Source organism: Pseudomonas sp. MDT1-17, assembly GCF_054898105.1.
In genome coordinates, this window is sequence record NZ_JBUBVM010000001.1 from 2,108,000 (window position 1) to 2,127,288 (window position 19,289).

General features: G+C 54.3%; 23 protein-coding genes and 1 pseudogene. 12 read left to right on the plus strand and 12 right to left on the minus strand.

What is annotated here, in order from left to right; genetic code table 11:
- Positions 1-9 precede the first annotated feature (9 nt).
- Positions 10-933 carry a LysR family transcriptional regulator gene (locus ACYZTX_RS09695; RefSeq protein ID WP_033056127.1) on the minus strand — a complete coding sequence of 308 codons (924 nt, stop codon included), beginning with the start codon at positions 931-933 and terminating at the stop codon, positions 10-12.
- Positions 934-982: 49 nt separating this feature from the next.
- Between ACYZTX_RS09695 and ACYZTX_RS09700 the strand changes: the two genes are divergently transcribed.
- From ACYZTX_RS09700 to ACYZTX_RS09710, 3 genes are all read left to right on the plus strand, one after another.
- Entirely contained in the window at positions 983-1,312 is a 330-nt protein-coding gene (locus ACYZTX_RS09700) for a 3-phosphoglycerate kinase (RefSeq protein WP_462033878.1), read from the plus strand.
- A gap of 225 nt (positions 1,313-1,537) precedes the next feature.
- Positions 1,538-2,137, plus strand: a complete 600-nt coding sequence (locus tag ACYZTX_RS09705; protein WP_462033879.1) for an FMN-dependent NADH-azoreductase — start codon at positions 1,538-1,540, stop codon at positions 2,135-2,137.
- A gap of 210 nt (positions 2,138-2,347) precedes the next feature.
- A complete protein-coding gene (locus ACYZTX_RS09710; protein WP_462033880.1) occupies positions 2,348-3,214 on the plus strand; it encodes a carboxylate/amino acid/amine transporter in 867 nt (288 codons plus the stop codon).
- A 63-nt stretch (positions 3,215-3,277) separates the two neighbouring features.
- On the opposite strand, the pseudogene ACYZTX_RS09715 reads toward ACYZTX_RS09710, so the two are convergent.
- Positions 3,278-3,883, minus strand: a pseudogene (locus ACYZTX_RS09715) (mechanosensitive ion channel family protein); the annotation flags it as partial.
- 241 nt (positions 3,884-4,124) lie between these two features.
- Between ACYZTX_RS09715 and ACYZTX_RS09720 the strand changes: the two are divergent.
- Positions 4,125-4,352 (plus strand): hypothetical protein, encoded by a 228-nt coding sequence (locus ACYZTX_RS09720; protein WP_462033881.1) that lies wholly within the window; start codon positions 4,125-4,127, stop codon positions 4,350-4,352.
- A 1,290-nt stretch (positions 4,353-5,642) separates the two neighbouring features.
- Here ACYZTX_RS09720 and ACYZTX_RS09725 read toward each other — a convergent pair.
- The 4 genes from ACYZTX_RS09725 to ACYZTX_RS09740 all read right to left on the minus strand — a co-directional run bounded on the left by ACYZTX_RS09725 (position 5,643) and on the right by ACYZTX_RS09740 (position 8,497).
- Positions 5,643-6,146 (minus strand): hypothetical protein, encoded by a 504-nt coding sequence (locus tag ACYZTX_RS09725; RefSeq protein WP_462033882.1) that lies wholly within the window; start codon positions 6,144-6,146, stop codon positions 5,643-5,645.
- Positions 6,147-6,872: 726 nt separating this feature from the next.
- Entirely contained in the window at positions 6,873-7,001 is a 129-nt protein-coding gene (locus ACYZTX_RS09730) for a hypothetical protein (RefSeq protein ID WP_462033883.1), read from the minus strand.
- Between the two features lie 92 nt (positions 7,002-7,093).
- Positions 7,094-7,747: a transmembrane anchor protein gene (locus tag ACYZTX_RS09735; RefSeq protein WP_462033884.1), complete on the minus strand. Its 654-nt coding sequence runs from the start codon at positions 7,745-7,747 to the stop codon at positions 7,094-7,096.
- A 12-nt stretch (positions 7,748-7,759) separates the two neighbouring features.
- On the minus strand, positions 7,760-8,497 hold the full coding sequence (locus ACYZTX_RS09740) for a HupE/UreJ family protein (protein WP_462033885.1): 738 nt from the start codon (positions 8,495-8,497) through the stop codon (positions 7,760-7,762).
- Positions 8,498-9,009: 512 nt separating this feature from the next.
- Here ACYZTX_RS09740 and ACYZTX_RS09745 point away from each other — a divergent pair.
- Genes ACYZTX_RS09745 through ACYZTX_RS09755 form a run of 3 tightly spaced genes read left to right on the plus strand, consistent with a single transcriptional unit; the run spans position 9,010 to position 10,535 of the window.
- On the plus strand, positions 9,010-9,303 hold the full coding sequence (locus ACYZTX_RS09745) for a metal-sensing transcriptional repressor (RefSeq protein ID WP_038983794.1): 294 nt from the start codon (positions 9,010-9,012) through the stop codon (positions 9,301-9,303).
- A gap of 54 nt (positions 9,304-9,357) precedes the next feature.
- The gene (locus ACYZTX_RS09750; protein WP_462033886.1) at positions 9,358-9,795 is read left to right on the plus strand and encodes a YqaA family protein; all 438 of its coding nucleotides are present in this window, start codon (positions 9,358-9,360) and stop codon (positions 9,793-9,795) included.
- Positions 9,792-10,535, plus strand: coding sequence for a TraX family protein (locus ACYZTX_RS09755; RefSeq protein ID WP_462033887.1), 744 nt, complete (start codon positions 9,792-9,794; stop codon positions 10,533-10,535). The genes ACYZTX_RS09750 and ACYZTX_RS09755 overlap by 4 nt, the downstream gene beginning before the upstream one ends.
- Positions 10,536-10,576: 41 nt before the next feature.
- Here the strand turns inward: ACYZTX_RS09755 and ACYZTX_RS09760 are convergent, their stop codons facing one another.
- On the minus strand, positions 10,577-11,887 hold the full coding sequence (locus ACYZTX_RS09760) for an MFS transporter (RefSeq protein WP_462033888.1): 1,311 nt from the start codon (positions 11,885-11,887) through the stop codon (positions 10,577-10,579).
- Positions 11,888-12,246: 359 nt separating this feature from the next.
- On the opposite strand from ACYZTX_RS09760, the gene ACYZTX_RS09765 reads away from it, so the two are divergent.
- The 5 genes from ACYZTX_RS09765 (at position 12,247) to ACYZTX_RS09785 (ending at position 14,561) form a co-directional block, all read left to right on the plus strand.
- Entirely contained in the window at positions 12,247-12,522 is a 276-nt protein-coding gene (locus ACYZTX_RS09765; protein WP_462033889.1) for a metal/formaldehyde-sensitive transcriptional repressor, read from the plus strand.
- A gap of 11 nt (positions 12,523-12,533) precedes the next feature.
- On the plus strand, positions 12,534-13,505 hold the full coding sequence (gene dmeF, locus ACYZTX_RS09770; protein ID WP_462033890.1) for a CDF family Co(II)/Ni(II) efflux transporter DmeF: 972 nt from the start codon (positions 12,534-12,536) through the stop codon (positions 13,503-13,505).
- Between the two features lie 41 nt (positions 13,506-13,546).
- Positions 13,547-13,918, plus strand: a complete 372-nt coding sequence (locus ACYZTX_RS09775; RefSeq protein ID WP_462033891.1) for a hypothetical protein — start codon at positions 13,547-13,549, stop codon at positions 13,916-13,918.
- A 3-nt stretch (positions 13,919-13,921) separates the two neighbouring features.
- Entirely contained in the window at positions 13,922-14,104 is a 183-nt protein-coding gene (locus ACYZTX_RS09780) for a DUF1289 domain-containing protein (RefSeq protein ID WP_461970332.1), read from the plus strand.
- A 100-nt stretch (positions 14,105-14,204) separates the two neighbouring features.
- Positions 14,205-14,561 (plus strand): hypothetical protein, encoded by a 357-nt coding sequence (locus ACYZTX_RS09785; protein WP_462033892.1) that lies wholly within the window; start codon positions 14,205-14,207, stop codon positions 14,559-14,561.
- A 65-nt stretch (positions 14,562-14,626) separates the two neighbouring features.
- Here the strand turns inward: ACYZTX_RS09785 and ACYZTX_RS09790 are convergent, their stop codons facing one another.
- From ACYZTX_RS09790 to ACYZTX_RS09810, 5 genes are all read right to left on the minus strand, one after another.
- Positions 14,627-15,094, minus strand: a complete 468-nt coding sequence (locus ACYZTX_RS09790; protein WP_462033893.1) for a DUF411 domain-containing protein — start codon at positions 15,092-15,094, stop codon at positions 14,627-14,629.
- Positions 15,084-15,899 (minus strand): c-type cytochrome, encoded by an 816-nt coding sequence (locus ACYZTX_RS09795; RefSeq protein WP_462033894.1) that lies wholly within the window; start codon positions 15,897-15,899, stop codon positions 15,084-15,086. The genes ACYZTX_RS09790 and ACYZTX_RS09795 overlap by 11 nt, the downstream gene beginning before the upstream one ends.
- A gap of 9 nt (positions 15,900-15,908) precedes the next feature.
- A complete protein-coding gene (locus ACYZTX_RS09800; RefSeq protein ID WP_462033895.1) occupies positions 15,909-16,925 on the minus strand; it encodes a copper resistance protein B in 1,017 nt (338 codons plus the stop codon).
- 12 nt (positions 16,926-16,937) lie between these two features.
- Entirely contained in the window at positions 16,938-18,857 is a 1,920-nt protein-coding gene (locus tag ACYZTX_RS09805; protein ID WP_462033896.1) for a copper resistance system multicopper oxidase, read from the minus strand.
- Positions 18,858-19,077: 220 nt separating this feature from the next.
- Positions 19,078-19,284 (minus strand): co-regulatory protein PtrA N-terminal domain-containing protein, encoded by a 207-nt coding sequence (locus ACYZTX_RS09810; RefSeq protein ID WP_462033897.1) that lies wholly within the window; start codon positions 19,282-19,284, stop codon positions 19,078-19,080.
- Positions 19,285-19,289 lie beyond the last annotated feature (5 nt).

Sequence of the window (19,289 nt, forward strand, 5' to 3'; positions counted from 1 at the left end):
CACTCCGTGTCAGGCTTGTTCAGGGGCGGCAAAAGGGGCATCCAGCGGCGCGGTGTCGAAAGTGCGCAGCAGTTCGATGAGAATCTGCGTGGCCGGACCCAAGGGTTTGTCCTTGTTCGAGTAGAGGTAGAAGCTAGGGTTGCGGCTGCCGCCCTGGTCCAACGGTAGCAGCTTGAGCAGACCTTCCTTGAGTTCGCGTTCGATCATGTGCCGAGGCAACCAGGCGAAACCCAGGCCGCTGCTGACAAAAGTCGCCGCGGTGGCCAGGCTGCCGACGGTCCAGCGCTGTTCCGCGCCGAGCCAGCCAACGTCCCTTGGCTGCTGGCGACCGGAGTCGCGGATGACCACTTGCAGTTGGCTTTCCAGGTCCTGGAAATTCAGTTCGCGATTGAGGCGATGCAACGGATGTTCGGGATGGGCGACCGCGACGAACTCGACGTCGCTCAATTCCGCGCCCAGGTAACCCGGGATGCTGAAACCGCTGATAGCCAGGTCGGCCACGCCTTCGAGCAGGACTTCTTCCACGCCCGACAACACTTCTTCGCGCAGACGCACCCGGCAGCCACGGCTCTGCGGCATGAACGCGGTCAAGGCGCGGACGAGGCGGGCGCTCGGGTACGCAGCGTCGACTACCAACCGAACTTCCGCTTCCCAGCCTTGTTCCATGTGATGGGCCAGGTCTTCCAGCTGACTGGCCTGTTTCACCAGTTGCCGGGAACGGCGCAGCAGCACGCCGCCGGCTTCGGTCAGCACCGCTTTGCGGCCGTCGATGCGCAACAGCGGCACGCCGAGCTGGTCCTGCATGCGCGCCACGGTGTAGCTCACCGACGATTGCGAGCGGTGCAGCGCTTCGGCGGCCTGGGCGAAACCGCCGTGGTCGACCACGGCCTGTAACGTTCGCCATTGATCAAGGGTCACGCGGGGCGCTTTCATGAATAGCTCCTCTTGTCCTAAGCTGGCAGTCCTTATTGGAGACTGCTGAATGAAAAAGCTTTGTTGTGTGGTATCGGGTTGTGTACTGCTGGCGATGTTGCCGCTGACGGCGTTTGCTTATCCGATCGACGTTGAAAAACAGCTGAACGGCTTGAGCATCGATTACAACGCGTATGACACGGATAGCGACATCGCCTCCATTCAGGTGAACAACTACGGCACCACCGATGCAATCTGTAAGGTGGTTTTCAACAATGGCCCGGAAGCACCGCGCACCCGCAAAATCGAAGTGCCAGCCGGCAAACACACCAATGCCACCGCCAAATTCACCCGAACCATCATCAAGATGCGTATCAACCTGAGTTGCACCCCAAAATGACGTCAACTGTGGGAGCGAGCCTGCTCGCGAAAGCGGTGTATCAGCCAACAGTGATAGCGCCTGACACGACGCCTTCGCGAGCAGGCTCGCTCCCACAGGTCACGCTCCGCTTATAAACGAATTTATTGATGGGTTATAGCAGTTATTTGCGCTTTTTCATCGATATGACTCTGTTTAACCTTCACTCCATCGCCTTACAGCATTCTCAGATGGAGCCTACCTACCATGTCACGCGTTCTGATCATCGAAAGCAGCGCCCGTCAGCAAGACTCGGTTTCTCGTCAATTGACCCAGACCTTCATCAGTCAGTGGCAATCGGCTCACCCGGCCGACCAGATCACGGTGCGTGACCTGGCCGTCAACCCGGTGCCGCATCTGGACATCAACCTGCTGGGCGGCTGGATGAAACCTGCCGAACAGCGCAATGATATCGAACAGGCTTCCCTTGAACGCTCCAACCAACTGACCGACGAACTGCTGGCCGCCGACGTGCTGGTCATGGCTGCGCCGATGTACAACTTCGCGATCCCAAGCACGTTGAAAGCCTGGCTCGACCATGTGCTGCGTGCCGGCGTGACCTTCAAGTACACCGACACCGGCCCACAAGGCCTGCTCAGCGGCAAGCGTGCCTACGTGCTGACCGCTCGCGGCGGGATCTACGCCGGCAGCACCGCGGATCACCAGGAACCGTACCTGCGTCAGGTCATGGGCTTCATCGGGATCCACGACGTGATCTTTATTCACGCCGAAGGCATGAACCTGGGTGGCGACTTTCAGGAGAAGGGTCTGAACCAGGCCAACGCCAAGCTCGCCCAGGTCGCCTGAGGCTTTAATCGCCAGGTAATCCCTTGATGTTCAAGTGACCTGGCGCAACCCCTCAAGGCTCTACGCGCATCGAACCTCCCTTTGCACTTGTTGCTCCTGAGTGCTGTAGCCCGATTGAACGCTTTAGCGAGATCGGGCTTTTTTTTGCCTGGGATTTAGCGAAGGCCGGCAAAAACCGCTATCGTCGCCGCCATTAAAAATGAGGCGAGCATGGGTTATCTACTTTTTGTCACGCTGATTCAGGCATTTTCCTTCAGTCTGATCGGCGAATACCTGGCCGGTCATGTCGACAGTTACTTTGCGGTGCTGGTGCGAGTGTTGCTGGCGGGGCTGGTGTTCATTACGTTGACTCGCTGGCGTTCGGTTGAACCAGCGTTCATGCGCAGCATGCTGCTGATCGGCGCGTTGCAGTTCGGCGTGACGTACGTCTGCCTGTACCTGAGCTTTCGGGTGCTGACAGTGCCGGAGGTGTTGCTGTTCACCATCCTCACGCCGCTGCACGTGACCTTGATCGAAGACGCGCTGAACCGGCGCTTCAATCCATGGGCATTGGTCGCAGCATTGGTGGCGGTGATGGGCGCGGCGGTGATTCGCTACGACCGGATCAACCCGGATTTCTTCATGGGGTTCCTGCTGCTGCAACTGGCCAACTTCACCTACGCCGCCGGACAGGTGCTCTACAAGCATCTGGTCGCCCGTCATCCGAGCGATCTGCCGCATTACCGGCGCTTCGGTTATTTCTATCTCGGCGCATTGGCGGTGGCGTTGCCAGCGTTTCTGCTGTTCGGCAAACAGAACTTCCTGCCCGAAGCACCGCTGCAATGGGGCGTACTGGTGTTCCTCGGCCTGGTATCGACTGCGCTCGGGTTGTACTGGTGGAACAAGGGCGCTTGCCTGGTGAATGGCGGGACGCTCGCGGTGATGAACAACCTGCATGTGCCCGTGGGATTGCTGATCAATCTGCTGTTCTGGAATCAGCATGAAGAACTGGGGCGGTTGTTCCTGGGGGGGGCGGTGATTCTGATGGCGGTGTGGATCAGTCGGTTGGGTATCAGACGAGCCGCTCAACCGGCGTAGGAGCTGTCGAAGGCTGCGATCTTTTGATTTTGAAGATCAAAAGATCGCAGGCTGCGCCAGCTCCTACATGATGTGTTTTTCGGGCTGGGGGATATGGCTCGCGCCTAACATGGCCGGGAGCAACCCGGCCCTCAGGTCACCGCCACTCGGCTGCTGATACAGGCTCAAGCCAAACTCCGGCAACACCGCCAGCAGGTAATCAAAAATATCCCCCTGGATCCGCTCGTAATCGGCCCACGCGGTGGTGCGAGTGAAGCAGTAGATTTCCAGCGGAATACCCTGGGCGGTGGCCTGCATCTGCCGAACCATGCAGGTCATGTTCGGCTGGATTTCCGGGTGGCTCTTCAAATACGCCAGGGCATAGGCGCGAAAAGTCCCGATATTAGTCATCCGCCGACGGTTGGCCGACATCGCCGCCACATTGCCCTGGGCTTCGTTCCAGGCCTTGAGTTCAGCCTGTTTGCGGCTGATGTAATCGGTCAGCAGATGAACCTGGGACAGTCTCTGCTCTTCGTCATCGCGTATGAACCGCACGCCGCTGGCGTCGATGAACAGGCTGCGCTTGATCCGTCGTCCACCGGACTGCTGCATGCCGCGCCAGTTCTTGAACGACTCGGACATCAGGCGCTAGGTCGGAATCGAAACGATGGTCTTGTCGAAATTTTGTATCCGTGAGCTAAAACCAAAAAATGGACAACGGACTTGAGACTAATCAATGACTTAGCGGTTTTTGACTGTAGTCCATTTTTTACGAATTCGATGGACATGTTGATTCCCGACAGTCTGCAGGACTTTCTCAAGCCAAGCACTCACGTGCCAGCGGAGCGGTTAATAAAATTAATTGCGTTGCCGAGGCGGCCTACGTTTTAAACAAGAAACTGAACTAAGAATTATAAAAAGGAGAATATCGGTGAATAGTTTTTGTTTTCGTGCTGAGTGCATACATGACGCTTTAAATTTCATGGCTGTTGTGGCCGAACGAGCGAGAGTGGCCGTTTTCAATCTCAATCAAGATGCAATATTTCCGGATTGTGATGCTGAGATGGTTACAACGCTTTCGTTGAAAGAACTCATCTTGATTGCGAGTAATATTCACGATGCACATGTAATTCAAGAATCGATCAAGTTGAAGCGCTAAGGTTGAAAGCCTGATGGTCAGATTTTTTTATACATCCTGAGCAAATTTTACAGTCATGACGGATAATCGCCGACGGCAAAAAACCGCATCGAGTTGGACCGGGTGTCTATAGACTCAAAGGGCGAGCAATCTCGGCTAGCTCGCTGCGACCATTATTTTTTTCGAGCACAGGATTTCTACATGTATGGTGAAGTGGGCTTTTGCAAGTGGCTCCCTTGGGAGAAACGTGGGGAGGTACCGGGGAAGGACGCGCCAGGAGTGTATTTCATTGCCTGTAGCGACGAAGAGCCAGAAAGCTACCGAGCACATCACGAAGCAATCATATACATAGGGGAGACGTCGCAGCGTACCTTGGGCCGGCGGCTCTGGGAGTTCAATACCTCCGCCTTCAACGGAAAGCCAGGTCACTCAGGCGGACATACTTTCAAACGAAACATGCCTGACGCAACACCCGAGCATCTTTGGGTTTCAGCTTGCCCGGTGGCATTGGGAGAACCGTACACGACGGCCTACATTAAGTATCTGGAGCGACGTCTCATCTGGGAGTATGTGAATACGTGGGGCTGTTTTCCTCCGTGCAACAGCATGTGATGGCAATTCTTCCAAATCATCGTGGTCGGCTAGCTTAACCCTAGTCGTCGGGTTATTGATCCGATGTGAAGGCGGCAGTGACAGCAGCACGTCGACATTCACAGTCAACTGGCGGCATATTATGCCGAACTGGATCGATGCCGTAATCCGGCATTCATCCTTCGGCTAATCTTGTTAAAGTGGCGCGTCACCATGCTCGGCTCTTTACGCGTTATGGAGTGATGGTAAGGCCCGGGCAAGCCGGAACTCGACCACTGTTAAATAGTGATATGGGCGCTGCCAAGAACCGACATTGATTGTTCGTCACGCGAACTGCATCCCTCAGCCCGCGGGTTGATTGCTGAGTTCACTTTGTGATCAGGGCTAATGTAGAGTGTCCGGAGCGTCGACACATTTCTCCATCGAATCAGAATCGGTCGATTCTTTATTGACAACGTAATCAAGAAAGTTAATATAACGCTCCGTATACCTGATAGCACGGTGACCCAGTGAAAGTTGCACTCGAATGAATATTACGTGCGCTTCCTGTGCTTGCTGTAAGCGAAGGGGGCGGAGTGTTATGCTTTTTTTCATCTATATCTCCTGTCTAGCTTGATGATCTTTGATTAAAGAGTGGTTCGTACATCTGAGTTAGCGCTTGTTGAGGTAGTCGATGAAATCGACCTCAGGTGACGCCCGCGCGGAGGTGTCGGTCCTCGGCTATCCATCGGAAGTCCGAAAAAGTTTATTACGGCGCTTGAACGTTACCGAAATTTTTAAGTTTTCAGGATGAGAAAAGGTTGGGGGCTCTTGTTCTGATACCTGGGCATGATCGTTCAATTCAGCTTGAACGCCGGATAGCACTGGCTCTCCCAAGTGAGGATCTTGTGATTTCATCGCTGAATAATGATGGAAACCTAACTGGCTCACCAATTCCAAGGCAGTTGCGAGAGGGACGTTGAGACACCTATGGATATTGTCCATCAGCTTTAGATGGATCACTGCTCTTTCCTCTCCTTTCAGAATTCCAGGTTGGTTATTTTCTTGTACCGCTTGTTTCAAAGCATAGCAATTAGCATGGCCCAAGATTTCTGCAATCGTTTCGCGGCCCTTTGAAAGTTTCATTTCGGTGCCTGTAGCTTTTACAAGTCTCCTAGCTGACTGAGAAATAAGCTTCTTTTCCAAGTCTCGTTTGCTTACAGGGAATTGCGGAATATGGGTCATGGGGAACTCCTGGTAGAAGGAGTAAAGATAGTTTGATGTAGGGCGTGGTCAAGTGCCAGGCAAGAGTGTGCATTCACGCAATTTTGTCGCGGTATGACAATATGATTTTCGACAGCTATGTTAATTTGACGATGGTTGTCATTTACAATGACATTCGAAAGGATATTCCTTGTTTTTCAACGAAATCGTGGATGGATTTGCTTTGCTAAGAGTGAAATTTGCTTTTATTAAGACGGAACTGAATACCGGCGGAATTTATTAAGAGTTTAAGTATGGTTAACAAAATATAATGATGTGGCGCTTTAGGCGTGCATTATGTCTTTAATGTCGTTTTGATTTTGGTCATTTTCAGCTCCCGGACACGCGCTCAGGTGCGCTTGCGAGTACCTGATACGGTTCAGGTTTTTGGATGGATCCAATGACATGAGTGATGAGTATTCCCTGCATAGCGTATTGGAGAAGATGTATCAGAACCAACTCGCTCTTGAAGCCGTCCTAATGGAGCTTACGCTTTACGCTGAGGAAAGTGGATTAGAGGGTTTTCAGTCCAACACTGGGCTCCAATCGCGCTGAAAAACGTTTTTACACAACCTCGGCCGATTGCTGTCTCTGGCGAAGGGCTGTAGTCGACCCATAGCCGTCATTTGTTTGCGAGATATGAGGCTAGAACTTTTCGTCATGCAGAAATAAACGAGGCCTTAATCACGGCCTCGTTTTTTCAGGATCTTACTCGTGCGAATGGCCGTGCTCAGCGCTCTCGGAGGTTGCGCCTTTCTCACCGCCGCCGCATGCCGTCATCAGGCTTAGGAAGCAGATCAGGAGCATCGAACGAATCAGAGTGGTTGGGGTTTTCATGGGAAGACTCTTCAAGAAATGGATGAAATAAATGATCTGTGGTCAGGATGAGCACCGCGTTTTCGGCAATGAACAGCCGTCGCCGCTTCGGATTACTGTTTGACGCTCAAGTAATCGCCGGTGGTTTTCAGTGAGATGGTCACGTCGTTGTTGCTGCGATTACGCCAAAACCAACCGTGGGTGCCGTCAAAAATAGCGGTGAATTCGCCTTTGTCATTTTTGACCTGCTTGCCCTTGTTGTAGCTGTGGAAGTAACCCTTTTCACCGTTGTAGGGCTCGCCATGGGTGTCGTAGTTCACAGGCCCACCAGCCGCTGTCCATTCATAGCTGACGGTTTTGTTCTTCAACATTTCGAGTTTGATTTCTGTCCCTTCACCTGGCTTGAGCGTGACAGTCATTTGATCCGTCTTTAAAGCAGGTTCAGGTGTCGCCACCGGCTGATCAGCAGGTTTCGCAATAGGTTGGACTTGCGCAACCTGCGGAGCTGGAGCTGGAGCTGGAGCTGGAGCTGCTGGTTGCGGTGGCGCGGCATCCGCCAACGCCTCTTGGGCAAGGATGATCTTCAGTTCGCCCATCTGGGTCAGACCCAGTGCGCGGCCCACACCCGTAGGATCAACGGCATATTCCGAAGGCATGACCACTATCACCAGCAGGCCGACCGCAGTCAGCAGTGCAATGACAGTCGAACGCACCAGTTTGCGAGTGCTAGGCAATTCATTAACAGTTGGAAGCGGAGTATTGAACATGGTCAGAATTCCTTACGCGGAGACAAACAGTCCGGTGATCTGGTAACCCATCAGGAGGAAACCGGCACTCATCATGGCGACGTTGACGGTATAGGCGTGGCGCCAGAAACTGCCGGTGCGCCGCCAATATCCCATCAGAATGAGAATCGCGCTGAGGGCCAGCAATTGGCCGATCTCCACACCGACGTTGAAGGCGATGAGGTTCGGAATCAGGCCGTCAGGCGAGATTTCGTACTCCTGGATCTTGGTAGCCAGACCGAACCCATGGAGCAGGCCGAAGATCAGCGTGGCCACCTTGGTATTAGGTTGGAAACCGAACCAGCGTTGGAACGCGCCTAGGTTGTCGAGCGCCTTGTACACCACCGAGAAACCAATGATGGCGTCGATGATGTAGGAGCTGATGCTGATCTCGGTCAGCACGCCCAGCAGCAGCGTGACAGAGTGGCCTACAGCGAATAGCGTTACGTAGAGCCCCACGTCTTTCAGGCGGTAGAGAAAGAAGATCACTCCGAACAGAAACAGCAGGTGGTCGTAGCCCGTCATCATGTGCTTGGCGCCCATGTAGATGAAGGGCAACAACATGACGCCGGAGCTTTCTTGGATGAACCCCTTGTCACCTTCCGCGACGGCATGAGCCATCGCCTCGGGCATTGCGAGGAAAAGTGCCGCGACAAATAAAAACAACAGCAGTAGCAGGCGACGCGAAGGCGCAGTAATTGCGTCAACGCCGCTCATCGAGTGCGAATGCATAGATCAATCCTACGTTGCGGGGATCAAAGGCCGCAGTGCGGCCATGGTCAGGATGCGAACGAAGGACGGGGTGGACGCTCGATCAAGAAAATCGGCGGACGAGGAACGGAATAGGACGGGGCTTCGAGTCGCATGGACAGCTTCGGCTGCGCAGACAAAGTCAACACAGAACTGAGCTGTGGCGTTTCGTGCTGGTGGTCAGGGGTCAAAGGGGAGTGATAGTGATCCGAACAGCTCGCACACGACATCTCGGCTTGCTCTTCATGAGAGTGATGAGCGTCTTGCGCAATCTCCCAGGCCGGCTGTTTCGACATCACTGACAACGTATAGGTATGCCCGGCCCAGGCCACAAACATGGCGAGAGCAAGCGCGATTACCACCGTCGTTGTCAGTGTTCTGCTGAACATAGCGTTCGGGTTTCAACTCGTTTTGTAGGGCTTTGATGCGTTTGACCCATCCTCCTAGGGGGGATAGGATGCCAGCGTAATTCATTGAGGCCTGAGGCTCAAGTCATGAGTGAGCACGAACACAGCCACCCCCACACCCACCAAAGTCACGAGGCGATCATTAAACGCCTCAAACGGGCGGACGGCCATTTACGCGGCATCATCACCATGATCGAAGAGGGTCGTCAGTGCGTGGACATCGCCCAGCAGCTGCATGCTGTTGAAAAAGCGGTGTGCCAAGCCAAGCGCACGCTTATTCAGGATCACATTGATCACTGCCTGGAGGATACCGTCTCGGCGTTGAACAATGGCGAGCGCGCACCACTGGAAGCCTTCAAGCAAATCACCAAGTACCTCTAGGTCTGACCTGCCCATGCACGGCTGGATTGGTTTGAACGCAAAAGGTGAAGATGAGTGTTTGAACTCACCAGCTACGTCGGTCTGTTTCTGGCGGCATTCGGTGCCGCCACGCTGCTGCCGATGCAGTCTGAAGTGGTACTGGTTGGAATGTTGCTTTCCGATCAGTACGTCGCTTCAACGCTCTTGGCGGTCGCCACCCTCGGCAACGTTCTTGGCTCTGCACTGAACTGGATTATCGGTCGCTCCATTGAGCGATTGCGCCATAAGCGTTGGTTCTCGGTGAGCGAGAGCAAGCTTGAAAAGGCCCGCAATTCCTACCTGCGCTACGGGCGCTGGTCGTTGCTGCTGAGCTGGGTGCCGATCATTGGCGATCCGCTGACAGTCGTCGCCGGAGTCATGCGCGAGCCACTTTGGAGCTTCCTGCTGATAGTCTCCCTGGCCAAGGGCGTGCGTTATCTCGTGCTGGCCGCCGTCACACTGGGGTGGGCATGACAACTGTTCATACGACCCAGCATGCCTTGCTCAAGAGCCGAAGCAGCAGCCTGGATCTGATCAAGTGGGTGGCGATGCTGACCATGGTCATCGACCACCTTCGGTTAGTGTGGCCGGAGATGAGCACTCTGTTCATTCCGGGGCGGCTCTCTTTTCCGTTGTTCTGTGTCGCTATCGCGGCCAACGTGGCGCGTTCTAAATCGGGCGAACTGCTGACGCCTGCTAATGGTCGTTACCTTCTCTCGATGCTGTTGTTCGCCGTTATTTCAGAAGTGCCGTATCGCTACATCAGCACCTCGGGATCGTTCAACGTAGTGGTTACGCTGGTGTTGGGGCTGGTGATTGCCTGGGGTTGGCAGCATCGCACCTTGTTGAGCGGCGCTATGGCGTTAATTGCCACCACAATTGCTTATGTGCTGGATGATCCACTGATGTATGGCTTCTACGGAGCACTTGTTCCAGCGGCGGTCTTGTTAGCGATTAAGAAGCCCGGTGTTCTTTGGTTGCTGCCAGCGGCTCTATGCTTGTTAAGCAATACCCGCAGCAGCATCGTTATCAGGGCGATGGACTTAGAAATTTATTCCTTGCTGGCTTTGAGCACTGCGTTCGCGGCGCCCCTAATCGGACTCTGGCTTTTGCGTCAGACCTTCTCCTTCAAGGTCTGGCCGGTCGGGCAATGGGGCTACTGGTTCTATCCGGGGCACCTTGCCGTTCTGCAAGCCCTTCGATTCCTGGTCTGAATGCCCGCCAACTAGCCCTAGTAAATATTAGAAACTCACGATCACTGGTTGGGCCATCGGCGATGCTGATCATCGATCACGTATGGGTGTTCGTGATCCACACCGTCCTGGCCATCGAGGTGCGTGTGATCGCCCGGCAGACACTTATGGGTATGCTTGATCGACTCTTGGTCATGAGCTGGACGCCAGATTACGATGCTGACCACTAGCGCACTACCGGCCACGACAGCGAGCCCTACAAACGACGCAGTGAGGCTGATATTGGCACCCAGCCATCCTGCCAATGGGTAGGTAATCAACCAGCAGGCATGGGATAGAGCAAATTGGGCGGCAAACAACGCCGGGCGATCTTCGGCATGTGCCGAGCGACGCAACAGTCGACCGCTCGGAGTCTGGGCCAGGGAGTAGCCCACCCCGAGCACCACCCACAGCGGCAACAGGAAGTTATAGGTGGTCAGGTTGATACCAACCGCTAAACCCGCGACCAATATTCCTCCGCCAAACAGCATGGCCGTTCGGTCTTTGATGTTTTTTAACAGCCGAGGCAAGACCAAGGCCGCGACCATCGAGCCGCCACCAAACGCAGCCAGCGCCAATGCTGTAGAACTTTGAGGCAGGGCGAAGCGCGATTGCACCAGCACCACCGTATTGACGATGACCATGGCGCTGGCGGCAGCTACCGTCAGGTTAAGAGCGAGCAACCCTCGAAGCCGGGGCGTGGCTAGGAAGATGCGCATGCCTCGGGTGGTTCGCTCGTAAATACTGCGTCTGGGTGTTGGCTTCGCCTTCGGTAACAACACCGTGGCAACCAGGGCCGCTGAGGCGAGGAAGCCGATGACAGTGCCGACGAATAGGTTATGGAAGCTGATCACGGTCAGCAACGCGGCGGCGAGCATCGAACTGGCGACACTTTCAAGATCGTAGGCCAGACGCGACAGTGACAGGGCACGGGTGTAGTCGTCTTCATCCGGCAGTATGTCTGGAATAGTTGCCTGGAACGTCGGGGTGAACGCTGCTGAGGCCGACTGAAGGACGAAAATCAGCACATAGATTTGCCAGACCTCCGTTACGAACGGCAGTGCAAGCGCGACCAGGGCCCGCATCAAATCCAGTGAGACCAGCATTGCTCGACGAGGTAGGCGTTCTGCAAAAGCCGCTGCAATGGGTGCAACGCCGATGTAGGCCGTCATCTTAATCGCCAACGCTGTACCGAGGACGGCACCCGCTTGGGCACCTGCAAGATCGAATGCCAGTAGGCCTAGCGCGACAGTGGCAAGACCCGTTCCTACGAGGGCAATTACTTGGGCCAGGAAGAGGTGCCGGTAGGTTCGGTTGGCTAGGATTTTCAGCATGGAAGATCTCAGGTGGCGAAGTGCGTGACTAGGCGGTTGCCGAACTTTTATCGGAAGGAAGCGAGTTAACAACTTCGTCTTTGTGGATGCGTTGACATCCCCCCTGGGAGGATATGGTTCGATCCTAAACCATTGACCATGGCAGCTCAAGAAATAGGCCCTACACCATCTATCGAATGATTGAAGTGCGGGTCTGCACATCGGTTTTTATTGGTTTTGCCCTGCGAAACGATGTGCTCAATGTTTCGATTGCAGATTCAAATGCAGCAACGCTGCCGATCGGAAGGCTTCCCTCCCTGGCTTGTTTGGCTAATTGGAACGTGTGATCATGTCTTCAATATAGGTAGGGGGGGTATGGTATGGGTCATATAAGATCGAGCAAAGACAATCTTCTTAAGCGCGTAAAGCGAATCGCTGGGCAAATCCAGGCAATTGAGCGAGCACTCGACTCTGACGATGACTGCTCGAAAACCTTGCTTTTGGTCGCTTCGACCCGTGGCGCGATCAATGGGCTGATGGATGAAATCATCGAAGATCATGCTCGTGAACATGTAGCGAATCCCACACTCAGCAACGAAGAAAGAGCGAAAGGCGTCGAAGAGCTGCTCGAAGCCATTCGCCGCTATTCCAAATAGGATTGACCCAGATGAGTAATTCGTTCACCGACTATTCCCACAACCATATGTTCCTGGGGGCATCGCATGAAGAAAACGCCAAGCGAACCTTGTGGGTGGTAGCTCTGACCGTCGTAATGATGGTCGTTGAGATCACCGCAGGTTATGTCACAGGCTCTATGGCGTTGCTTGCCGATGGATTGCACATGGCAACGCACGCTGGAGCGCTTGGCATAGCCGCAGCTGCTTATGGTTACGCAAAAAGACATGCCTCAAGTGCTCGCTACAGTTTTGGAACTGGCAAGGTGGGAGACTTGGGTGGCTTCGCCTCTGCTCTGATTTTGGGACTGGTCGCCTTGGGAATTGGCGGAGAATCGTTATTCCGTCTCTTTCAACCGACTCAAGTGCAATTCGGGTCAGCGACTCTTATTGCAGTTGTCGGATTAGCAGTGAATGTGGTGAGCGCGCTTTTGCTTTCTGGCGGACATGATCATCACCATGGGCATGACCACGGCCACGGCCACGATCAATCTCACCATGCGCATGGTCACGACAATAATTTGCGCTCTGCTTACGTTCACGTCATTGCAGATGCCCTGACCTCGGTTCTGGCCATCGCTGCTCTGCTTGCTGGCCGATATCTTGGTTGGGTATGGCTCGACCCTGCAATGGGGATTGTGGGTGCAGTTGTTATTGCACGCTGGGCTTGGTCGTTGATGCGGGTGACTGCGGGTGTATTGCTCGACCAGACAGATGATCATGTAGCCCAAGAAATTCGTGAATTGGTTGAAACGCCTGGAGATGCTTCGATTATTGATCTTCATGTCTGGCAGGTGGGGCCTCAGGCCCGAGCCGCGATTGTTAGCGTCCTAGGCAGCCCAGCAGTGAATGCCGAAGACATACGAGAACGGCTTGCTACGGTTCATGAGGTCACGCATCTGACTGTTGAATACCGCACAAAGCTGGGAACTGGTTCACCAGCTCAAGCCTCCGTTCCGGCTTAGAAATGAACGCATAGTCGACTGAGATGAAAAAGGATCGAGATATGCTTTTGAGCAAACGAGATCAGGCGCAAATCGAGCGTCGTCTGATTGCCGCCCTGACCAAGGCCTGCGAGACTGCCAAAGCGGAGATCGTGGGCTTCTCTTGGTTAACTCACGATGTGGATTACGTGCGATTTCCCTCCAGTCTGATAGTTGTTTGGGTCTTTGACACCGATGCCAACTGGGATCAGGTTCTTGCCAATGGGCAAGACAAGCGGATGCTCGAACTCACTACCCTGGCGTTAAGCGAAGCGAATGTTCACGTGAGTCAGGTGTCGGCCATCGTGCATTTCGATAGTGAAGAGCAATGTCAGCGGTCGAATGCCGGTGACTGGCAGCAGCGTTTAACACGTACACGATCTACGCGGAGTTAAACCATGGCCCAGGACATCGAAAACCCATGTATTTCCGTTTGCCAGCTGAACAGCGAACTATGCTTGAGCTGCGGTCGCACCAAGGAAGACATCAGAAAATGGAAGCGGATGAAGCGTCCAGAAAAGATGGCCGCTGTACAACGCGCGACCCTGCGCCTGAAAAGCCTGCAAAAAAAGAACAATTGAACAACCGCAGTTCAGGCCGCTGTTTCGAAAACTTCCGTAATCGACCCAATATAGATGGTCCGTCCCACCTTCACTGATACTGATACTGGTACTGCTTGCGGTGATCATCGTAGGGTTTTTTACCGGTGCGGCCTTTTTTGTCGTCGCGAAAATAGAGACGGAACTGATCGATAAACGATTGGCCCACGCAGCGGAACTATGGGCGGCAGACTCGTATAGCGGCGTCCAATCGCAAACCTTGGATCTCAGTTTTTTCAAAGGCTCTTTAATACCCCAGCCCCTTCAGACTTTGGCGCCTCACGAGTTGAAGCTGAATGGACGAGCACCGCATGTCTTGTTGGGGGAGGCCAATGGCGAGCGTTATGCGGTGGTAGATGACCAAAGCGACTTCGAGTCTATTGAATCTTCCTCCTACATCACGTTGGGCATCGCATTTCTGGGGGGGGATCGGGTTTGAGAAGTACACATCGCTTGCATGGGCATGGGTAGTGGACCATGCAAGTATTCAGGAAGGGTTGAAGATTAGTTTTTCGGGTATTCAGCGATGATTTGATCAGTACCTGCTTTGGTCAGGCCGATGACCTGATAGGCGTCCTGCTTTCCGCCTGCCTCCATACCAGGTGAGCCTGCCGGCATCCCCGGCACAGCAATCCCGACAAGGTCAGCGCGCTTGCTCAACGCGACTATTTGCTCGGCAGGTACGTGGCCCTCAACAAACTTTCCGTCGATCATCGCGGTGTGGCATGAGGAGAGACGTGGAACAACACCGAGGTCCTGCTTGACCGCGCTCATGTTGGTTTCTACATGATCAACGACGGTAAAGCCGTTATTTTCAAGGTGCTGGATCCACTTCTTGCAGCATCCACAGTTAGCGTCACGATGGACGTCGATCGTCAGCGATTCTGCTGCATGACCAGATGAACTGATCAACAGAGCCGCGAATGTAACGAGGCGAAGTGCCTGACCGGACCGATGAATGTTATTTCGCATGGATATGCTCCTTCCCATCAGCATGGGCATGGATTTTTGGCTGAGTGCCAGGAGTTGCAGAAGCGTCATGTGAAGCCTCGGCACCCTGAGGATGGGCGTGATCGGTACTTTCATCCTGAGAAGGTGGTGCGGCGTCCTCATGAGCATGGGCGCTGTTTTTCTCGCCATGATGGCCGCCTGCGTCGGCTACTTCTTCGGCTGCCCCCGCATCATGATGTGCAGAGGCTGCCCCCTTTTGACCCTCGTGTTCACCTTCATGGTTATGCATTTTGCTCTCGCCGCCGCCGTGTTGATGACCACCACTGCTGACTGCTAGAGCGGTGTATTGCTCTGCATTCAGGGTGGGAAGCTGCTTAAGAAAAGCGACCATTCCCCAGATGTAGGGATCGGCCATGCTTTTACCCCAAGCGGGCATGCCTGTGGATTTGATTCCATGTTTGATGATCCAGAAAGCTGCGGCAGGGTTTCCATCAACGCCCAGTTTTGAAAGATTTGGTGGTGCAGGGTAAAGGCTATTACTTAACTCGGTTCCTGCGACACCCGGCGCAAGGTGGCAGCCAATGCACATTGAGTTGTAGTTGCCAGCACCTTCACGAATGAGAGCTGCTTCGCTCAGGTCGGGGACTTTAATGTCGCGTGAGCGCACTGCTATCGAGCGATCCCGAGCAATAGACAGAAGTGTGTAAACGGGTTCGGAATGTGGATCGTCCGCCCCAACATTAATCACACCAAAATACACCACGCCGGCACCTACTATTGCGGCGACCACACCAGCAGCAGTTAATGTTTTCAATGTTCTTTTCATGTCAGGTTCTCAAAACCACATCCGAATACCGGCGACAAATCGCGCCTCGTTCGTATCTTCGCCTTCATCGCTAGCGAGGTCGGCGGTCTTGCCATAGGAGCGACTCCAGGTGACCCCGATGTAGGGGGCAAACTCCCGGACAATCTCGTAGCGCAATCGCAAACCCACCTCGGTATTGGCCAAACCAGAGCCAATGCCCCGCTGAGGGTCGTTTTTCCCGTAAAAATTCATTTCGGCTGTGGGCTGCAAGATCAGGCGATTGGTCAGCAGAATGTCGTAGTCGCCCTCTAACCGAGCTGCGGTCTGGCCGTTCTCGCCAATGAAAGCGGTGGCTTCAGCTTCAAAGTTATAAAGTGCCATACCCTGGATACCGAAGGCGCCCCAAGTCTGCGGCGAGCCTGGTTTAAAATCCTGACGCACGCCGGTAACAACATCCCACCACGGGCTGATCGAGTGCCCCCAAAGCGCTTGGAGTTCGGCGTCTTCAGTCACACCGTTGGTACGCTCCCCCTCTGACCGCAGCCATAAACGATCAATGTCGCCACCCATCCAGCCTTTTGCATCCCAACTCAGGGCACTGCCGTTATCAGCGTCCTGATACTCGAACTGATCAAGGAGAAAGAACGTGTTGAGGCTTTTGTCATGAACACCATGGCCTGCCACAGGCGGAAAAGCAGCTTTACGATCAGCATCTGTTAGTACGGGAATGGGAGTTCGACTCGTGCTGGTCGCCCCGGCATCCATCTTCATTTTGCTGTGATCCATGCCTTCCATTTGCCCTTGATCCATCGACTCATCACTCATCTTGCTGTGATCCATCGAACCATGGTCCATGGAACCGTGATCGGTTTTGGATTCATTGGTCTTGGACTTTTGCGTTGGCTCTGACTTGTCCGTTGATGATGCAGGAGTGGAATGGGAATGATCACCAGTGCTTTCTCCTGCCAGTGCAAATGGCACTCCACCCAACAGGCCAATGGCAAGGAAGCAACCGATCAGCGACTTTCGATTCAGATATGTGCTCATAACCCGTCTCCTTTACTCATCAACCCGTACTTCACGGAACATGCCCATTTCCATGTGAAAGAGCAGGTGGCAGTGATAGGCCCAGCGCCCCAGTGCATCAGCTGTTACTCGATAGCTGCGCTTTGTGCCTGGCGGCATGTCGATCGTGTGCTTGCGCACCATGAAATTGCCGTCCTCATCCTCAAGGTCACTCCACATGCCGTGGAGGTGGATGGGGTGGGTCATCATGGTGTCGTTGACCAGGGTGATACGCAGCCGCTCGCCATACTTGAGGCGCAAAGGCTCAGCATCAGAGAACTTGATGCCGTTGAATGACCAGGCGAACTTTTCCATATGACCGGTCAGGTGCAGCTCAATGGTGCGATTGGGCTCGCGGCCATCCGGGTCCTGGAAAGTGCTCTTAAGGTCTGAATAGGTAAGCACGCGACGGCCGTTGTTGCGCAAGCCAATACCTGGGTCGTTCAGCTTCGGCGCTGTGCTCATGGCTTGCATATCAACCAACGGGTTATTGGTTTCGGAAGCCGGATGAGACTGCATAGCTCCGGCGCCCATGCCTGCCATCTTGCTGTGATCCATACCGGCCATGCCGGACATATCACCCTGATCCATGCTGGTCATCTTGCTGTGATCCATACCGGCCATGCCGGACATATCACCCTGATCCATGCTGGTCATCTTGCTGTGATCCATACCGGCCATGCCGGACATATCACCCTGATCCATGCTGGTCATCTTGCTGTGATCCATGCCAGGCATATCGCCCGATTTCATGGTGCTGTGATCCATTCCTGCCATGTTGCCGTGATCCATTCCGCCCATCCCCATATCATCCATGGTGACGAGAGGACGCGGGTCGATCGCCGGGACCGGCGCCTTCAGTCCTTCGCGCACTGCCAGGGTTCCGCGGGCATATCCGGTTCGATCCATGGACTGGGCGAAAATGGTGTAAGCCTCTGCGCTGACAGGCTCCACGATCACGTCATAGGTTTCTGCTACGGCGATGCGGAATTCGTCGACACTGATAGGGTTCACGTACTGGCCATCGGCAGCCACCACGGTCATTTTCAAACCTGGGATACGGACGTCGAAATAGCTCATGCCCGAACCGTTGATGAAGCGCAGCCGCAGTTTCTCACCCGGTTTGAAAATACCGGTCCAGTTACCGTCAGGGGCCTGCCCATTCATGAGATAGGTATAAGTATCGCCACTGACGTCTGCGAGGTCGGTGGGGTTCATTTTCATCTCGGCCCACATCTTCCGATCCGCCACCGTTGCGGCCCAGCCTTTGTCGCTCACGTCGTCGATGAAGTTGCCGACGGTACGTTTGTGGTGGTTGTAGTAGTCCGACTGTTTCTTGAGTTTGGCCATGACCCGACCAGGATCTTCATCGGTCCAGTCGGTCAGCATGACCACGTAATCGCGGTTGTATTGGAAAGGTTCAGGTTCTTTCGAGTCGATCACGATGGGCCCGTAGACACCTGCCTGTTCCTGAAAACCCGAGTGGCTGTGGTACCAGTAAGTGCCATTCTGATGGACTTTGAATTTGTACTCGTACATGCCATCCGGCGCGATACCGTGAAAGCTCAAGCCTGGCACACCGTCCATATTGGCCGGCAGGAGGATCCCGTGCCAATGGATGGAGGTGTCCTGGTCCAGGCGGTTCTTCACCCGCAGCGTGACCGTTTCCCCTTCACGCCAGCGCAGCAGCGGTCCCGGCAAAGAGCCGTTGATCGTCATCGCCGTGCGCGCCGAGCCAGTGATATTCACTGGGGTTTCGCCAATGAACAGATCAAATTCATTGCCAGTCAGTACGTTCGGAAAACCGGGACTGGTTACTGCCCATACAGGGGTGCGCCACAGGCCAAGACCGCCGAGAATGCCGCCAGCGGCCAGGCCTTTGACGAATGTCCGCCTAGAGGTTTTGGAATGCATGCCGTTTATGTCCACTCAGTCAAAAGGAAGCCGTGCGAAACACTTGTGCGTTTTGCTTACCGGTTGGGGTCAACTTCTCTGGAGTTCGTCTTGAAACCTCCTGAGCCTTGCCCGCTGCCGCCAAAGACGAAAGTCCATACGGCAGGCGAGCTTGGAAATTGCCACATTTGAACCACTATGGTGATTACATTTCTGTCAGCTTGGGGATGCGCCAGGCTATTCAGCAATTAGCGTGGTCGGCCGTTTTTGCTTTTCTCTCGGCTACGGGGGATTGGGTGCCTTGCTTTTGGGCAACTTGGTACGCTTCCATTGACTCCTTCCTGGCCGCTTCCATGCGTGCGACTGTGCGATCACTGCCGCCTTCGGCCATCGCCAGAGAAGAGACGGTCAAGGCTGCGATGACAAACAGGGTTTTCATGGATTTCATTTGGG

What these genes read in the sequence shown, in the direction of transcription:
- ACYZTX_RS09740 (WP_462033885.1), bottom strand. Translation starts at nt 8,497, where the DNA reads ATGCATTCGCACTCGATGAGCGGCGTTGACGCAATTACTGCGCCTTCG.
- ACYZTX_RS09780 (WP_461970332.1), top strand. Translation starts at nt 13,922, where the DNA reads ATGGCCCAGGACATCGAAAACCCATGTATTTCCGTTTGCCAGCTGAAC.
- ACYZTX_RS09805 (WP_462033896.1), bottom strand. Translation starts at nt 18,857, where the DNA reads ATGCATTCCAAAACCTCTAGGCGGACATTCGTCAAAGGCCTGGCCGCT.
- ACYZTX_RS09775 (WP_462033891.1), top strand. Translation starts at nt 13,547, where the DNA reads ATGCTTTTGAGCAAACGAGATCAGGCGCAAATCGAGCGTCGTCTGATT.
- ACYZTX_RS09705 (WP_462033879.1), top strand. Translation starts at nt 1,538, where the DNA reads ATGTCACGCGTTCTGATCATCGAAAGCAGCGCCCGTCAGCAAGACTCG.
- ACYZTX_RS09755 (WP_462033887.1), top strand. Translation starts at nt 9,792, where the DNA reads ATGACAACTGTTCATACGACCCAGCATGCCTTGCTCAAGAGCCGAAGC.
- dmeF (WP_462033890.1), top strand. Translation starts at nt 12,534, where the DNA reads ATGAGTAATTCGTTCACCGACTATTCCCACAACCATATGTTCCTGGGG.
- ACYZTX_RS09700 (WP_462033878.1), top strand. Translation starts at nt 983, where the DNA reads ATGAAAAAGCTTTGTTGTGTGGTATCGGGTTGTGTACTGCTGGCGATG.
- ACYZTX_RS09725 (WP_462033882.1), bottom strand. Translation starts at nt 6,146, where the DNA reads ATGACCCATATTCCGCAATTCCCTGTAAGCAAACGAGACTTGGAAAAG.
- ACYZTX_RS09810 (WP_462033897.1), bottom strand. Translation starts at nt 19,284, where the DNA reads ATGAAATCCATGAAAACCCTGTTTGTCATCGCAGCCTTGACCGTCTCT.
- ACYZTX_RS09730 (WP_462033883.1), bottom strand. Translation starts at nt 7,001, where the DNA reads ATGAAAACCCCAACCACTCTGATTCGTTCGATGCTCCTGATCTGCTTC.
- ACYZTX_RS09735 (WP_462033884.1), bottom strand. Translation starts at nt 7,747, where the DNA reads ATGTTCAATACTCCGCTTCCAACTGTTAATGAATTGCCTAGCACTCGC.
- ACYZTX_RS09710 (WP_462033880.1), top strand. Translation starts at nt 2,348, where the DNA reads ATGGGTTATCTACTTTTTGTCACGCTGATTCAGGCATTTTCCTTCAGT.
- ACYZTX_RS09800 (WP_462033895.1), bottom strand. Translation starts at nt 16,925, where the DNA reads ATGAGCACATATCTGAATCGAAAGTCGCTGATCGGTTGCTTCCTTGCC.
- ACYZTX_RS09790 (WP_462033893.1), bottom strand. Translation starts at nt 15,094, where the DNA reads ATGCGAAATAACATTCATCGGTCCGGTCAGGCACTTCGCCTCGTTACA.
- ACYZTX_RS09760 (WP_462033888.1), bottom strand. Translation starts at nt 11,887, where the DNA reads ATGCTGAAAATCCTAGCCAACCGAACCTACCGGCACCTCTTCCTGGCC.
- ACYZTX_RS09765 (WP_462033889.1), top strand. Translation starts at nt 12,247, where the DNA reads ATGGGTCATATAAGATCGAGCAAAGACAATCTTCTTAAGCGCGTAAAG.
- ACYZTX_RS09695 (WP_033056127.1), bottom strand. Translation starts at nt 933, where the DNA reads ATGAAAGCGCCCCGCGTGACCCTTGATCAATGGCGAACGTTACAGGCC.
- ACYZTX_RS09795 (WP_462033894.1), bottom strand. Translation starts at nt 15,899, where the DNA reads ATGAAAAGAACATTGAAAACATTAACTGCTGCTGGTGTGGTCGCCGCA.
- ACYZTX_RS09745 (WP_038983794.1), top strand. Translation starts at nt 9,010, where the DNA reads ATGAGTGAGCACGAACACAGCCACCCCCACACCCACCAAAGTCACGAG.